The 15,159-nt window shown below is 64.5% G+C and carries 11 protein-coding genes; 3 read left to right on the forward strand and 8 right to left on the reverse strand.

The features are described 5' to 3' along the window. Positions 1-39 precede the first annotated feature (39 nt). Positions 40-1,953 carry an arginine decarboxylase gene (gene speA, locus ACJA3S_RS02945; protein WP_406820783.1) on the forward strand — a complete coding sequence of 638 codons (1,914 nt, stop codon included), beginning with the start codon at positions 40-42 and terminating at the stop codon, positions 1,951-1,953. Between the two features lie 293 nt (positions 1,954-2,246). Here speA and ACJA3S_RS02950 read toward each other — a convergent pair whose 3' ends face one another. The 3 genes from ACJA3S_RS02950 to ACJA3S_RS02960 form a co-directional block, all read right to left on the reverse strand. Continuing rightward, positions 2,247-2,678 carry a hypothetical protein gene (locus ACJA3S_RS02950; RefSeq protein WP_406820784.1) on the reverse strand — a complete coding sequence of 144 codons (432 nt, stop codon included), beginning with the start codon at positions 2,676-2,678 and terminating at the stop codon, positions 2,247-2,249. Next, complete coding sequence (locus tag ACJA3S_RS02955) at positions 2,656-3,006, reverse strand: polymorphic toxin type 44 domain-containing protein (RefSeq protein ID WP_406820785.1); 351 nt, start codon at positions 3,004-3,006, stop codon at positions 2,656-2,658. The genes ACJA3S_RS02950 and ACJA3S_RS02955 overlap by 23 nt, the downstream gene beginning before the upstream one ends. 137 nt (positions 3,007-3,143) lie before the next feature. After that, the gene (locus ACJA3S_RS02960; protein ID WP_406820786.1) at positions 3,144-4,499 is read right to left on the reverse strand and encodes an MATE family efflux transporter; all 1,356 of its coding nucleotides are present in this window, start codon (positions 4,497-4,499) and stop codon (positions 3,144-3,146) included. Positions 4,500-4,666: 167 nt separating this feature from the next. On the opposite strand from ACJA3S_RS02960, the gene ACJA3S_RS02965 reads away from it, so the two are divergent. Continuing rightward, positions 4,667-9,568, forward strand: coding sequence for an alpha-2-macroglobulin family protein (locus ACJA3S_RS02965; protein WP_406820787.1), 4,902 nt, complete (start codon positions 4,667-4,669; stop codon positions 9,566-9,568). A gap of 164 nt (positions 9,569-9,732) precedes the next feature. On the opposite strand, the gene ACJA3S_RS02970 is transcribed toward ACJA3S_RS02965, so the two are convergent. Beyond that, entirely contained in the window at positions 9,733-10,026 is a 294-nt protein-coding gene (locus ACJA3S_RS02970) for a hypothetical protein (RefSeq protein ID WP_170028107.1), read from the reverse strand. A gap of 77 nt (positions 10,027-10,103) precedes the next feature. Here ACJA3S_RS02970 and pbpC point away from each other — a divergent pair, with 77 nt between their 5' ends. After that, complete coding sequence (pbpC, locus tag ACJA3S_RS02975) at positions 10,104-12,458, forward strand: peptidoglycan glycosyltransferase PbpC (protein ID WP_406820788.1); 2,355 nt, start codon at positions 10,104-10,106, stop codon at positions 12,456-12,458. Between the two features lie 8 nt (positions 12,459-12,466). Here the strand turns inward: pbpC and ACJA3S_RS02980 are convergent, their stop codons facing one another. From ACJA3S_RS02980 to ACJA3S_RS02995, 4 genes are all read right to left on the reverse strand, one after another. Next, complete coding sequence (locus tag ACJA3S_RS02980; protein ID WP_186689656.1) at positions 12,467-13,240, reverse strand: response regulator transcription factor; 774 nt, start codon at positions 13,238-13,240, stop codon at positions 12,467-12,469. Between the two features lie 117 nt (positions 13,241-13,357). Then, positions 13,358-13,828: a prepilin peptidase gene (locus ACJA3S_RS02985; protein ID WP_186689654.1), complete on the reverse strand. Its 471-nt coding sequence runs from the start codon at positions 13,826-13,828 to the stop codon at positions 13,358-13,360. Positions 13,829-13,931: 103 nt separating this feature from the next. Next, positions 13,932-14,501, reverse strand: coding sequence for a DUF4136 domain-containing protein (locus ACJA3S_RS02990; protein ID WP_200626205.1), 570 nt, complete (start codon positions 14,499-14,501; stop codon positions 13,932-13,934). 19 nt (positions 14,502-14,520) lie between these two features. Beyond that, positions 14,521-15,156 carry a DUF4136 domain-containing protein gene (locus ACJA3S_RS02995; protein WP_186689653.1) on the reverse strand — a complete coding sequence of 212 codons (636 nt, stop codon included), beginning with the start codon at positions 15,154-15,156 and terminating at the stop codon, positions 14,521-14,523. Between the last annotated feature and the right edge of the window lie 3 nt (positions 15,157-15,159).

Consider the following 15,159-nt stretch of genomic DNA (forward strand, 5'->3'; position numbering starts at 1 on the left):
TGCGGGGCAGTGTCTTCGACTTATCTATAGGGGACTTGAATGTCCGTACGACGCACACGCAAAGACGATGGTAGCCAATGGACCGTGGCCGACAGCCGCAGTGTTTATGGCATCCGCCATTGGGGCGCTGGTTATTTCGCCATCAATGAAGCCGGGCGCGTCGAAGTGCGCCCCAACGGCCCGCAAAGCGCACCGATCGACCTGTTCGAACAGGTCGACGAACTGCGCCAGAGCGGCCTGTCGCTGCCATTGCTGGTGCGCTTCCCCGACATTCTGCAGGACCGCGTGCGCCAGCTGACCGGCGCCTTCGATGCCAACATCGCGCGCCTGGAATACCAGAGCCAGTACACCGCGCTGTACCCGATCAAGGTCAACCAGCAGGAAGCGGTGGTGGAAAACATCATCGCCACGCAAAACGTTTCCATCGGCCTGGAAGCCGGCTCCAAGCCCGAGCTGCTGGCGGTGCTGGCGCTGGCGCCGAAGGGCGGCACCATCGTCTGCAACGGCTACAAGGACCGCGAGTTCATCCGCCTGGCACTGATGGGCCAGAAGCTCGGCCACAATGTGTTCATCGTCATCGAGAAAGAGTCGGAAGTGGCCCTGGTAATCGATGAAGCCGCCGAGCTCAAGGTCAAGCCGCAGGTAGGCCTGCGCGTGCGCCTGTCGTCGCTGGCCTCGAGCAAGTGGGCCGACACCGGTGGCGAGAAGTCCAAGTTCGGTTTGTCGGCTGCCCAGCTGATTTCGGTGGTGCAGCGCTTCCGCGATGCCGGCCTGGACCAGGGCATTCGCCTGCTGCATTTCCACATGGGTTCGCAGATCGCCAACCTGGCCGACTACCAGCATGGTTTCAAGGAAGCCATCCGGTACTACGGCGAGCTGCGCGCGCTGGGCCTGCCGGTGGACCATATCGACGTCGGTGGTGGCCTGGGCGTGGACTACGACGGTACCCACTCGCGCAATGCCAGCTCGATCAACTACGACATGGACGACTATGCCGGCGTGGTCGTCGGCATGCTCAAGGAATTCTGCGATGCGCAGGGCCTGCCGCACCCGCACATCTTCTCGGAGAGTGGCCGCTCGCTGACCGCGCATCACGCCATGCTGGTCATCCAGGTAACGGATGTCGAGAAACACAACGACGACGTGCCGGCCATCGAAAACAAGGAATCGCTGCCCGAGACCGTGCAGTGGCTGGTCGACCTGCTCGGCCCGACCGACATCGAGATGGTCACCGAGACTTACTGGCGCGCCACCCATTACATGGGTGACGTGGCCGCGCAGTACGCCGACGGCAAGATCAGCCTGGCCGAAAAGGCCCTGGCCGAGCAGTGCTATTTTGCCGTGTGCCGGCGCCTGCACAACTCGCTGAAAGCCCGCCAGCGCTCGCACCGCCAGGTGCTGGACGAGCTCAACGACAAGCTGGCCGACAAGTACATCTGCAACTTCTCGGTGTTCCAGAGCCTACCGGACACCTGGGCCATCGGCCAGGTACTGCCGATCATCCCGCTGCATCGCCTGGACGAAGAGCCGATGCGCCGCGCCGTGCTGCAAGACCTTACCTGCGACTCCGACGGCAAGATCAACCAGTACGTCGACGAGCAGAGCATCGAGACCAGCATGCCAGTGCATGCGGTGAAGGAAGGTGAGGACTACCTGCTGGGCGTGTTCCTGGTCGGCGCCTACCAGGAAATCCTCGGTGACATGCACAACCTGTTCGGTGACACCGACTCGGTGAACATCTACCAGAACGCCGACGGCAGCGTGTACCACGCCGGTATCGAGACCCATGACACCATCGAGGACATGCTGCGCTACGTGCACCTGTCGCCGGAGGAGCTGATGACTCACTACCGCGACAAAGTGGCCAGTGCCAGGATCAGCGCGCGTGAGCGGACCCAGTACCTGGATGCGTTGCGTCTGGGGTTGACCCGGTCTTCGTACCTTTCCTCTTGATCGCAGGGTGCCCGCCGGGGAAGCTTCAGCGCCTATGAGACCGAGCGCCGCCCGCGTGGCGCTCGATTTACGCGCCCCCGCAAAACCCAAGGCATGCACCCTCAACCAACCCACAAACCTCGCTGCTTCAACCGCCACCCCAGGCTGGTGATCAACAACCAACCACAGGCCACCACCAGCGAGCGGCGCAAGGTATCTCGATCCCGAATGGCATGCCCGCACAGGGCCCCCACGGCGCGGGCCAGGCCATCTTCTTGACTGAAAGTGGGGCCACTATACGGCCCCTTCTTTTTCTACTTCGGGTGAACTGTTGCCGTGAGCTCGATAGTGATTGGCACAACAGCGCCATTCTCTTTGAGAATCGATGTGCTCGAATAGCTGTACACCGTTTCCTGAGTTCGGGCCGCTATTTTCAAACCCTCCACATGCTCTATCGCGCCGGATTGCCGTGTCACCAGAAAAGGTGTAAGTCTCTTTAGATTCTGTAGTACCTGCTCATCTCGCTGGGCTTGTTCAGCCACAAAGTACAAATAAACCAGCGGCATCGTCGCCCCACCGTCATTGCTTAGCACCTCATAGACTGCGCTGTGTTTGCCTATAGGAGTGACAGAAACAACCTTGGTCAATACAGGTTTGGAGCCTGAGGTGAGAATCCATAGGGCTTGTCCGAGGGCGAGCAGAAGCAGGGCGGCTATCAGCCATTTAGTAGCCGAACGTCTTCGCATATCTGATACCTGCCTTGATCCATTCCTGATCTTCGGGATCGTCACCATAAGGCGGGTCCCCCCACCACGAGCCAAATGTAGAGTTACTGGTGCCAGCACGGCTTTGCGCCCACCCGGTGCCCCTCAACAAGAATTCTTCCGAGAGACCTGCAGCAGTTCCGGTTGCGCCGTAATTGAAATTACCCAAGGCTTCATACTTCCTTCCTTGTTGCTTGTAATCCCACTTACCTCCATTTCGAACCATGGAATAGAACCACGATATTAAGAATCCGGTGCCGCCATTTTTGAAGTAATCGCGCTCTCGGCTGGCAGCATGCATGTTGCTCATTACACAGACGCCAGCAGGTGCAGGTGGTGGGTACATAATGGCTCCTTGCTCATGGCATGGCTAAGATGACGACCCCTCCGTGGGCAGCGCTCTTTTTTTGCCTTGAGCCATCTAATGCAGTCAACTGAGCAATTCTTTCATATTGTGTTCTGCTGCTCCCCCACCCACTTGCCTTGCAGGTTCAATTTCCACCCAAACCACCCCAGCGTCACCGCCCGCAACCCCATGAACCCGAGGAACGCCAACCACAATCCATGATTGCCAAACCCTCCCATGAGGACACCCAGGGGTAGCGCAATCAGCACCGACAGCAACATCGCATTACGCATCTCTCGCGCCCGGGTTGCACCAATGAACAACCCGTCCAGCAGATAACTCCACACCGCAATCAACGGCAGCAATGCCAGGTATGGCAGGTACGGATAAGCCGCCGCCCGCACGCTTTCGATATCGGTCTGCAAGTCGATGAACAGGTGCCCGCCGAGCAGGAACACACCGGCAAACCCCAGGCTGATGATCAACGACCAACCACAGGCCACGACCAGCGAGCGGCGCAAGGTATCCCGGTCCCGCGCACCGATGGCATGCCCGCACAGCGCCTCCACGGCGTGCGCCAGGCCATCGAGGGCGTAAGCGGTGAGCAGCAGCCCGTTGAGCAGCAGGGCATTGGCCGCCACCGTGGCTTCACCCAGGCGCGCACCCTGCACGGTGATCAGCAGGAACACCAGCTGCAGCGCCAGGCTGCGCAGAAAGATGTCGCGGTTCACCGCCAGCAGCGGGCGCCAGGCCTGCCAGCGTTTGAGCGTTGACCACACGATCTGCCCCGGGTAGGCGCGCAGGGCCGGGCGGGTCAGGGCAAGGCCGAGCAACGCGGCGCTCCATTCGGCGATCACCGAGGCCCGTGCCGAGCCCAGCACGCCCCAGTTCAGGCCCAGCACGAACCACAGGTTGAGAGCGATGTTCAGCAGGTTGGTGGTCAGCAGAATCGCCAGCGGCGCCCGCGCGTTCTGTGTGCCGAGGAACCAGCCGACCAGCGCATAACTGGCCAGCGCTGCCGGCAGGCCGAGCAAGCGGGTGTGGAAGAAGTCTTCGGTGGATTGCTGCAACGCCTCGCTTGGCTGCATGGCGTGCAGCGCCAGCTGGCTGAAGGGCAGGGCGAGCAGGCCGATCAGCAGGGCAAAGGCCACCGCCAGTAGCAGGCCCTGCACCAGCACCTGGCGCAGCGCCGCGCCGTCGGCACGCCCGGCGGCCTGGGCGGCGAAGCCGGTGGAACCCATGCGCAGGAATCCCATCAGGCCGACCATGAAGGTGAACAGCGTGGCGCCTACGGCCACGGCGCCGAGCTGGTGAGCATGGGGCAGGTGGCCGATGACCGTGCTGTCGACCAGCGCTACCAGCGGGACAGAGACATTGGACAGGATCATCGGCGCAGCCAGCGCCCAGACCTTGTTGTGTGTAGGACGATGCTGCCAGTCGGTGGCCAGTTGCGACATTGGAATCCTTGCTCAATCAGGGTCCGCTTCAACGATGGCCACAGTGTAACGGCCGTACCACCCATTCGCGCGCCCCGTCACACCTCGCGCGCAACATAGGGTACTGCGCTTGCGTTTGCGCTATAGTTGCTGCCCTCACGTACACCCTGCCAAAGAGTTTCTACTCCATGTTCAACAAAGGATTGTTGCTGGCCTGTGCGCTGGCCTTGCTCAGTGCCTGTGACTCTTCGACACCGGACAAACCTGCACCGGCCGAAAAACCGGCAGCCAGCGCACCCGCCGCGGCCCCGGCAGCCCAGCGCGAAGACCCAGCCATGCTCGCCAAGCGCTACGAGGGCCGCGAGCTCACGGTGCTGGATGTTTCCGAAGTGCAGCTCGATGGCGCTGCCACCTTGTCGATCAGTTTCTCCGCGCCGCTGGACGCCAAGCAGGACTTGGCCACCAAGGTGCACCTGGTCGATACCGTCAAAGGCAAGCTCGACGGCGCCTGGGAACTCTCCGACAACCAGATGGAGCTGCGCCTGCGTCACCTCGAGCCGCAGCGCAAGCTGGTGCTGACCGTCGACAAGGGCCTGCTGGCCGTCAACGGCAAGCAACTGGAAGAAGAGTCGATCACCCGCCTGGAAACCCGCGACATGCAGCCGACCATCGGCTTCGCCAGCCGCGGTTCGCTGCTGCCGACCCGCCTGGCCGAGGGCCTGCCGGTGATCGCCCTGAATGTCGACAAGGTCGATGTCGAGTTCTTCCGGGTAAAACCGGAAATGCTCTCGACCTTCCTCGCCAACTGGGGACGCAACAGCAGCCTGTACTACTACCAGTCCAAGGAAACCCTGGACATGGCCGAACTGGTCTACAGCGGCCGCTTCGACCTCAACCCCGCGCGTAACACCCGCGAGACCGTGCTGCTGCCGATCGCCGGCATCAAGCCGCTGCAGGAGCCAGGCGTGTACCTGGCGGTGATGCGTGCCTCGGGGACCTACGACTACTCGCAACCGGCGACGTTGTTCACCCTCAGCGACATCGGCGTATCCGCGCACCGTTACCGCGACCGCCTCGATGTATTCGCCCAGGCCCTGGAAGGCGGCAAGGCGATGAGCGGGGTCAACCTGGAAATCCACGACGACAAGGGCAAGCTGCTGGCCCAGGCCAGCACCGATGGCGATGGCCATGCCCAACTGCCGATCACGCCCAAGGCCGATACCCTGATCGCCACCCAGGGCGTGCACACCACCCTGTTGCGCCTGAGCAGCGCAGCGCTGGACCTGGCCGAGTTCGATATTACCGGGCCCCAGGCCAACCCGTTGCAGTTCTTCATCTTCGGCCCGCGCGACCTGTACCGCCCAGGCGAAACCGTGCTGCTCAACGGCCTGCTGCGCGACCAGGACGGCAAGCCGGTCAAAGCCCAGCCAGTCAGCGTGGAAGTGCGCCGACCCGATGAACAGGTCAGCCGCAAGTTCGTCTGGGAGGCCGACAGCAATGGCCTTTACCAGTACCAGCTGCAACTGGCTACCGAGGCCCCGACCGGCCGCTGGCAACTGCTGCTGGACCTCGGCGGCGGGCGCAAGCAGGTGTATGAATTCCTGGTCGAAGACTTCCTGCCCGAGCGCCTGGCGCTGGAACTCAAGGGCAGCAGCACACCGCTGTCGCCTGACGAGAATGCGCGCATCAGGGTCAATGGCCGTTACCTCTACGGCGCCCCGGCAGCCGGCAATCGCCTGAGCGGCCAGGCCTATGTCCGCCCGCTGCGCGAGGCAGTACCTGCGTTGCCCGGCTACCAGTTCGGCTCGGTCACCGAAACCGAGCTGAACCAGGACCTGGAGCTGGACGAAGTGACCCTCGACCAGGCCGGCAAGGCCGTGGTCGAAATCGAAAGCCGTTGGGCTGAAGCCCGTTCGCCGCTGCAACTGACCGTGCAGGCCAGCCTGCAGGAATCCGGCGGCCGACCAATCACCCGGCGCCTGGAACAACCCATCTGGCCGGCCGAGCGCCTGCCGGGCCTGCGCGGCCTGTTCGACGGTGAGGAAACCGACAGCGACGCGCCGGTGGAATTCGAGTTCCTGGTGGCCGACCGCGATGGCAACAAGCTGGCCGCCGAGGACCTCAAGGTGCGCTTGATCCGCGAGCGCCGCGACTATTACTGGAACTACTCGCAGAGCGATGGCTGGAGCTACGCCTACAACGAGAAGTTCCTCACCCAGAGCGAGGAGACTATCAGCGTCAAGGCCGGCTCCACCGCCAAGCTGAGCTTCCCGGTTGAATGGGGCCCGTACCGCGTCGAGGTGGAAGACCCGCAGACCGGCCTGGTGTCCAGCGAGCGCTTCTGGGCCGGCTACCGTGCCCAGTACAACGCCGAAGGCGGCGCGGTGCGCCCGGACCAGGTCAAGCTGGCGCTGGACAAACCATCCTATGCCGACGGCGCTACCGCCAAGGTTACCGTTACCCCACCGGCGGCCGGCAGCGGCTACCTGATGATCGAATCCAGCGACGGCCCGCTGTGGTGGCAGGAGATCGACGTGCCCGCCGAAGGCAAGACCTTCGACGTGGAGCTGGACGAGAAGTGGGCCCGCCATGACCTGTACATCAGCGCACTGGTGATCCGCCCCGGTGAGCGCAAGGCCAATGCCACGCCGAAACGCGCGGTGGGCGTGCTGCACCTGCCGCTGGACCGTGCCGAGCGCAAGCTGGCGGTGAGCCTGCAGGCACCGGAAAAGATGCGCCCGAAACAGCCGCTGACGGTCAAGGTCAAGGCCGCCAATGCCGATGGCAGTATCCCCAAGCAGGTGCATGTGCTGTTGTCGGCGGTGGACGTCGGTATCCTCAACATCACCGACTTCAAGACCCCCGACCCGTTCGCCAGCCTGTTCGGGCGCAAGGCCTATGGTGCCGACCAGCTGGATATCTACGGCCAGTTGATCGAAGCCGGCCAGGGCCGCCTGGCCAGCCTGGCATTCGGCGGTGACGCGGCGATGGCCAAGGGTGGCAAGCGCCCCAACACCACCGTGACCATCGTTGCCCAGCAGAGCCTGCCGGTGACCCTGGACGCCAAGGGCGAGGGCCAGGCCACGGTCGATATCCCCGATTTCAACGGCGAACTGCGGTTGATGGCCCAGGCCTGGACCGATGAGCACTTCGGCATGGCCGAAGGCAAGACGGTAGTCGCCGCGCCACTGATTGCCGAGCTGTCGGCGCCGCGCTTCCTCGCCGGTGGCGACCGCACCAGCCTGGCGCTGGACCTGGCCAACCTGTCCGGCCGCGCCCAGCAGCTGAACATTGAAATCAGCACCGAAGGCCAGCTGAGCCTGGCGGCCAGCGCCCAGCAGAACGTCAACCTGGCCGAGGGCCAGCGTTCGACGCTGATGATCCCGGTACAGGCCCAGGGTGGCCTGGGCCAGGGCAAGGTGCATGTGCGGGTCACCGGCCTGCAGCTACCGAACGAGCCGAGCAGAGCGTTCGAACGTGAGTGGACGCTGGGCGTGCGCCCGGCCTACCCGGCAATGCTCAAGCATTACCGTGTGGCCTTGAAGGATCAGCCGTGGACCCTGCCTGAAGCAGACCTGGCCGCCTTCGAACCTGCCGGCCTGGAAGCCACCCTGGCCTTGTCGAGCCGGCCGCCGCTGAACCTGGGCGAGCAGATCCGCGCCCTGGAAGCCTACCCCTACGGGTGCCTGGAGCAGACCACCAGTGGCCTGTACCCGTCGCTGTACGCGGATGCCGACAGCCTCAAGCGCCTGGGCATCAAGGGCGAACCGGCGGATGTGCGCAAGCGCAAGATCGAAATGGGCATCGAGCACCTGCTGGGCATGCAGCGCTACAACGGCAGCTTCGGCCTGTGGAGCTCGGACAGCGAAGAAGAGTACTGGCTGACCGCCTATGTCACCGACTTCCTGCTGCGGGCCCGTGACCAGGGCTACGGCGTGCCGGCCGAAGCACTGAAGAAGGCCAGCGAGCGCCTGCTGCGTTATGTGCAGGAGCGCAACCTGATCGAAGTCGACTACAGCGACAACGCCGAGCACACCCGCTTTGCCGTGCAGGCCTACGCCGCATTGGTGTTGGCGCGCAGCCAGCAGGCACCGTTGGGTGCCCTGCGTGGCCTGTTCGAACGCCGCGCCGACGCCCGTTCCGGCCTGCCACTGGTGCAGCTGGCGGTGGCACTGGACAAGATGGGTGACAAGCCACGCGCCAACCAAGCCCTGCAGGCTGGCCTGGCCATCAGCCGCAGCAAGGGCTGGATGGCTGATTACGGCAGTTCGCTGCGAGACCAGGCGCTGATCCTGGCACTGCTGCAGGAGAACGACATGGCCAGCAGCAAGGTCGACCAGCGCCTGTTCGCCTTGTCGGACGAGCTGGCAGCCAACCGCTGGTTGTCGACCCAGGAACGCAATGCGCTGTTCCTGGCTGGCCGTGGCCTGCTGGGCAAGCCGGAAGGCCAGTGGCAGGCACGCCTGGACAGCGCCGGTGAGGTGCGTGAGTTCAACAATGCCGAGTCCGGCATGAAGCTGGAGGGCCCACTGCTGGCCTCGCCGCTGAGTGTGCAGAACCAGGGCAGCGAGACGCTGTACCAGCAGCTGACCTTGTCGGGTTACCCACGCCAGGCACAGCCAGCGGGTGGCAACGGCATGCAGATCCGCCGTGAGTACCTGGGCATGAATGGCCAGCCGCTGGACCTGCACAGCCTGCGCAGTGGCGACCTGGTGCTGGTGCACCTGGCGCTCAAGGCGGAAAACCCGGTGCCGGACGCGTTGGTAGTGGATCTGCTGCCGGCGGGCCTGGAGCTGGAAAACCAGAACCTGGCACAAAGTGCCGCCAGCCTGGACAACGCCAGCAGCGCGGTCAAGGAATGGCGCGATTCCATGCAGAACGCCAGCCTGGTGCACCAGGAGTACCGTGACGACCGTTACGTCGCCGCGCTCAAGCTCGACGGCTACGGCACCACCCACCTGCTGTACCTGGCGCGGGCGGTAACCCCGGGCACCTACCGTGTGCCAGCGCCGCAGGTCGAGTCGATGTACCGGCCCAACCTGCAGGCCGTGGGCGATGGGCAAGGGGAAATGACCGTCAGAGCCCGCTAGGGCGATGCGCTCTGGTGCAGGAGCGGCCTTGTGTCGCGAAAGGGCCGCAACGCGGCCCCATTGCCTGTGTACGCGGAACGGCGGGTAGACCGCGTCGCCAGGTTGTGCGGCCGCTGCGCGCCCGATCGCGACGCAAGGCCGCTCCTACACGAGCGCTGCATCAGTCAGTGAATTACCCAGCTCATCACCCACAACCCCAGCATCAGCCAGATGATCCCGAGGATGATCGAGGCGCGCATGAACGCACGGATGGCCGAGTACAGCAGCATCAGCCCGATGATCAGGGCCAGGATGCTGAGCAATGAGGTGTCCATGCCCAAGGTGCGTGCCAGGCCATCGATGAAATTGCCACCGGCGTTGGCCAGCAGATTGAACAACCCGCTGAATATGTCGACGATGAAGCGGATCAACGAGCCCAGTGCCTGGCCCAGCCACTCGAAAAAACCTTCTACATGCATAGTTGCTTCCTGATGAACGAATCGGCGAGGTTACCGTTCCCCAGCCTTTGGCCATCACCTGGCCAGGTCGGTTCCCGATGCCAAGCTTAACGCGGCTGCGTAGCCGTGCGCGCCGGCTGTTGCGCATTGCCGTGCCAGGCATGCTGATGGTGCTCGGCCTGTTGTGGCTGGCCGACCGCCTGTGGCCGCTGCTCATGCCTGGCGATGACCTGGCGCGGGTGGTGCTGGCCGAGGACGGCACGCCGTTGTGGCGCTTTGCCGATGCCGATGGCGTGTGGCGGTACCCGGTCAGCCCCGACGAGGTTTCACCGTTGTACCTGCAGGCACTGCTGACCTACGAGGACCGCTGGTTCTATAGCCACCCGGGGGTCAACCCGCTGGCCCTGGCCCGCGCCGCCTGGCTCAACCTGCGCGGCGGGCGGGTGGTGTCGGGCGGCAGTACGCTGTCGATGCAGGTGGCACGCCTGCTCGACCCACATGACCGCACCCTGGCCGGCAAGCTGCGCCAGTTGTGGCGTACCGCGCAGCTGGAGTGGCATCTGTCGAAACGCGAGATCCTGCAGATCTACCTGGACCGGGCGCCCTTCGGTGGCACCCTGCAGGGCGTTGCCGCTGCCAGCTGGGCCTACCTGGGCAAGTCGCCCATGCACCTGACCCCGGCCGAAGCGGCGCTGCTGGCGGTGCTGCCGCAGGCACCCAGCCGGCTGCGCCCCGACCGCCACCCCGAACGCGCCCAGCGCGCCCGTGACAAGGTGCTGCAACGCCTGGCCGAATACCAGGTATGGCCGGAGCGGCAAATCCGCGAGGCAACTGAAGAGCCGCTGGTGCTGGCGCCACGCCAGGAGCCGGCCCTGGCGCCGCTGCTGGCGCGGCGCCTGAACAGCGCCGACAGCCCGCCGCTGATCCGCACCACGCTCGACGCCGCCTTGCAGCGGCGCCTCGAAGACCTGCTGCTGGGTTGGCGCGCACGGCTGCCGGAGCGGACCTCCGCCGCCATCCTGGTGGTCGAGGCGCAGACCATGGCGGTGCGCGCCTACCTGGGCTCGATCGACCTCGCCGACGAGCGCCGCTTCGGGCATGTCGACATGGTGCGCTCGCTGCGCTCGCCAGGTTCCACGCTCAAGCCGTTTCTCTACGGCATGGCCTTGGACGACGGCCTGATCCATTCCGAGTCGCTGCTGCAGGACGTACCGCGGCGCTATGGCGACTACCGCCCCGGCAACTTCTCCATGGGCTTCAGCGGGCCGGTGTCGGCCAGTTCGGCTTTGGCGCTTTCGCTCAACCTGCCGGCAGTGCAGTTGCTGGAAGCCTACGGCCCGAAACGCTTTGCCGCGCAGTTGCGCATGGCTGGCATGCCGCTGACCTTGCCGCCCCTGGCCGAGCCCAACCTGTCGTTGATCCTGGGCGGCGCGGGCAGCCGCCTGGAAGACCTGGTGGGTGGCTATGCGGCGCTGGCACGGGGTGGCAACAGTGCACGGGTGCGCCTGCAACCGCAGGACCCGTTGCTGGAACGCCGCCTGCTGTCGCCCGGGGCAGCCTGGATCATCCGGCGTATCCTCAGCGGGCAGGCGCGCCCCGACCGCGACCCGCATGCCGAGTTGGTGCAACGCCCGCAACTGGCCTGGAAGACTGGCACCAGTTACGGCTTTCGTGACGCCTGGTCGATTGGCGTGGGGCCACGCTATCTGATCGGTGTGTGGATCGGCCGCCCCGACGGTACGCCGGTGCCCGGGCAGTTCGGCCTGGCTTCGGCGGCGCCGCTGATGCTGCAGGTGCACGACCTGTTGAGCAACCGTGACAGCCAACGTGGCATCAGTGTGCCGGTCGAACGGGTACCGGCGAATGTCGGCGTGGCCGCGATCTGTTGGCCGCTGGGCCAGCCGTTGCACAAGCAGGACCCGAATTGCCGGCGTCAGCGTTTCGCCTGGACGTTGGACGGCACTACACCGCCGACCCTGCAGGCGGCCGACCAGCCGCTCGGCCTGGGCCTGCGTGAAAGCGTGTGGGTCAACGACCAAGGGCTACGCGTCGATGGTAGCTGCCCGGGCGCCAAAGCCCGCGACATCGCGTTGTGGCCTGCCCCGCTGGAGCCTTGGCTGCCTCGCGTCGAGCGGCGGGCGGCGCGCCTGCCAGCCATCGACCCGGCCTGCCCGCCGCAAGTGCCGGCCAGTGCGCCGCCGCTATCGATCGTGGGCGTGCGCCCGGGCGACAACCTGCGTCGTCCGGCGACCAGCAGCGAGCCGTTGCAGCTGCATGTGTCAGCGCTGGGTGGCGGCGGCCGGCGTTGGTGGTTCCTCAACGGCCAGCCGTTGGGCGAGACCCAGGGGCAGGACAGCCTGCTGGTCCGCTTCCAGCAGGTCGGTCAGGCCGAAATCAGCGCGCTGGATGAAAGCGGCGAGACGGCGCGGGTGGCGTTCCAGATCAGCGAATAACGGTTGCTTCAATGGCGGGTGAAGCGCTGCTGTATCGGTGATGAACTGGGCGTCAGCGCCAAGGCCAGTTGGGTGCGGTTGTGCATGTGGGTCAGGCGCAATACCTGTGACACATACAGTTTCACGGTGTTTTCGGTAATGCCCAGTTCGCAGGCGATCTGGTAATTGGTCTTGCCGGTGCTCACCAGCCGCGCCACTTCCAGCTGGCGCGGTGATAGCTTCTCGAACGCCGCAGGCAGCTCGCTTTCAGCGTCTTCGGCATCGTTGGCACGCCGATGCACACCTTGGCCGCGGGCTTTTTCCAGGTCACGATACAGCTCGTCCACGGACTCGGCCAACTCCTGCAAACGTTGGTTCAGCCCGCCCAGGTCGCGGATATTGCGTTGGCGCTCCAGTACCACCTGTTCCTGCCGACGTACCCCTTCCAGCAGTTCATCGAGGTCCATGGGCTTCTGGTAGTAATCGGCAAAGCCTTCACGCAGTGCGCGAATAACGTCCTGCTTCTCGGCACGCCCCGTCAGCAGGATGGCCTCGAAAATACGCTGGTCACCCAGTGCCTTCAGCGCGCGGACCAGCTCGATACCATCTCGCCCGGGCATGCTCAGGTCACAGATGACCAGGCCGATGGCCTCGTCGGCCTGGTAACGGTCGATGGCTTCGTCAGTGCAATGGGCTGGCAGGCATTGATAACCCTGGGCCCCGAGGAACTCACAGAGTTGCTCGACGATTACGGCTTGGTCATCCACCACCAGGATTTTCACTTGGCTGAATGCTTTGGACACGATCGACTCCCTGTTCTTATGCGGTCCTGCTCCCGAGCCAGACGCTGTGGCAAGTAAAAATAGTCGCGGGGAGCGGTTTTGTACAAGTTATGTACAGGTATCGGACCAAGGGATCGTTCATTGGATCCATACAGCGGTCAAAAGAAAACCGCTGAGCACATAGGGGACGAATGCCTGCTTGTCGCCCATTTCCTCGGTAAGGGCCTGCAAACGCTTTTTCACCTTGGGGTTGAGCAAGGTCCACAGGCGGCGGCGGGTAAGCAGCCAGACCAGCACGCTGACGCCGGCGCCGATGAAGGTGCCGAGCACGTAGTGCGGGCTGGTGGCCAGGGCCAGGGCGCCCATCAGCTTGACGTCATCGGCGCCGAAACGGCCGAGCATGTAGCCGGGCAGGGTGAGCAACATGACGATGGCCAGTGCCCAGCCGGCATCGCTGGCATCGGCGCCGATCCAGCTGCGCCCGGTGGCGAACAGCCAGACCAGGGCGCAGGTTGCCACGCCCAGGGTCAGCAGGTTGGAGATCTGGCGTTGACGCACGTCCTGTTCGGAGCACAAGGCAAGCCACAGCAGGAGAACAATGCTTTGCATGGGCGGGGCGCCTTCCAAAGGTTGAACACATCTACCCGGTCAGTCAGGTTTCCTTAAGTGAAGATAGACCTGCAGGAACAGGCTTGCCCGCTCCCGCAGGAGATCACTTCCGGCTGCCAGGCGGATAATTGCCCAGCACCTTGGCCACGGTGTTCTGGATTGCGCTGTTGCGTTCTTCCGGGCTTGGCGGGTAGTTGTTCATGATCTGCTCGGCACTGCCGCGCCATACCAGCTTGCCATCACGCCCGTCGAACAGGTCGATCTGAATGGTCGCGACCTTGTAGTCGACACTGCGGGTTTCGTTGTACATCGGGCCGCCCCAGTAGCCACCCCAGTAGCCGCCCCAGCCACCGCCGTAGTTGGTGGTGATCTGTTGCTGGCGCTGCTCGACGATCAGGTAGGTGCGCACGGTCAGGTCCGGCCGTGCGCCGCCCTGGGCGGGGCGCAGGCCACGCTGGTCGAGCTGGTCGGCGACCGCCTGGCGAATGCGCTGTTCGGTCAGGTCGCTCTTGATCCGTGGGTCGTCCGGGCGGTATTGCAGGCCCGGTTCCTGCCAGGCCCAGCTGCGGTAGGCGGCAAAATCGCGGCTGGCGTCGAAATCCTGCTGGACGTTGTTGCTGGCGCAGGCGGCCAGCAACAACGCGAATGACAGTAGAACGAGGCGGCGCAACATGATGGTTCTCCGTTAGGCACTAACTGGGAGGATAGCCGCTGAGCGCCTTGTATACCGAGTCGCGCACGGCACTTTCGCGTTCTCGCGGCGAGTCCCTGTCGCTGCCGCTTTCGGCGCTGGCGCTCCACACCGGCTGGCCGCTGCGGGCGTCGTACAGGTCGATGCGGACCACCATCACCTGCACTTCGTAGGTACGTACGACAGGCACATTGGCATAGCCCCCATAACCATTGCGGTAGCCGCCATAGCCGATACCGCCGTAGGGGTAGGGGCCGTAATAGGGGTCGTAGGTGTCGTAGTCACGCACTTGGCGCAAGCGCTTTTCCAGGCGTATGTCGGCGCTCACCAGCAGGTCGCCGGGGCCACTGTGGGCCGGGCGCAGACCATGCTGGTCGAGGGCACCGCTGACGGCATCGGCCAGTTGCGCCGGGTCGGTATTCGCCGAGCCGCTGGGCAACTGGCCGTTGCGCCAGCTCCAGCTGCGGTAGTGCCCGTAGTCTCGCGTGGGCGCCGGGTAGGCACTGGCATCGAAGGTAGTGGCCGCCTGGGCAGGGGCGGGGGGCAACGGGCGGCTGCTGGCCACGTACGGGTTGCTGCCCTGGCAGCCAGCCAGGGCAAGCGGCAGCAGCGCCAGGCACAACAGACGGTACGGCATGTA

Source organism: Pseudomonas sp. KnCO4 (assembly GCF_045344305.1).
Classification (GTDB): domain Bacteria; phylum Pseudomonadota; class Gammaproteobacteria; order Pseudomonadales; family Pseudomonadaceae; genus Aquipseudomonas; species Aquipseudomonas anuradhapurensis.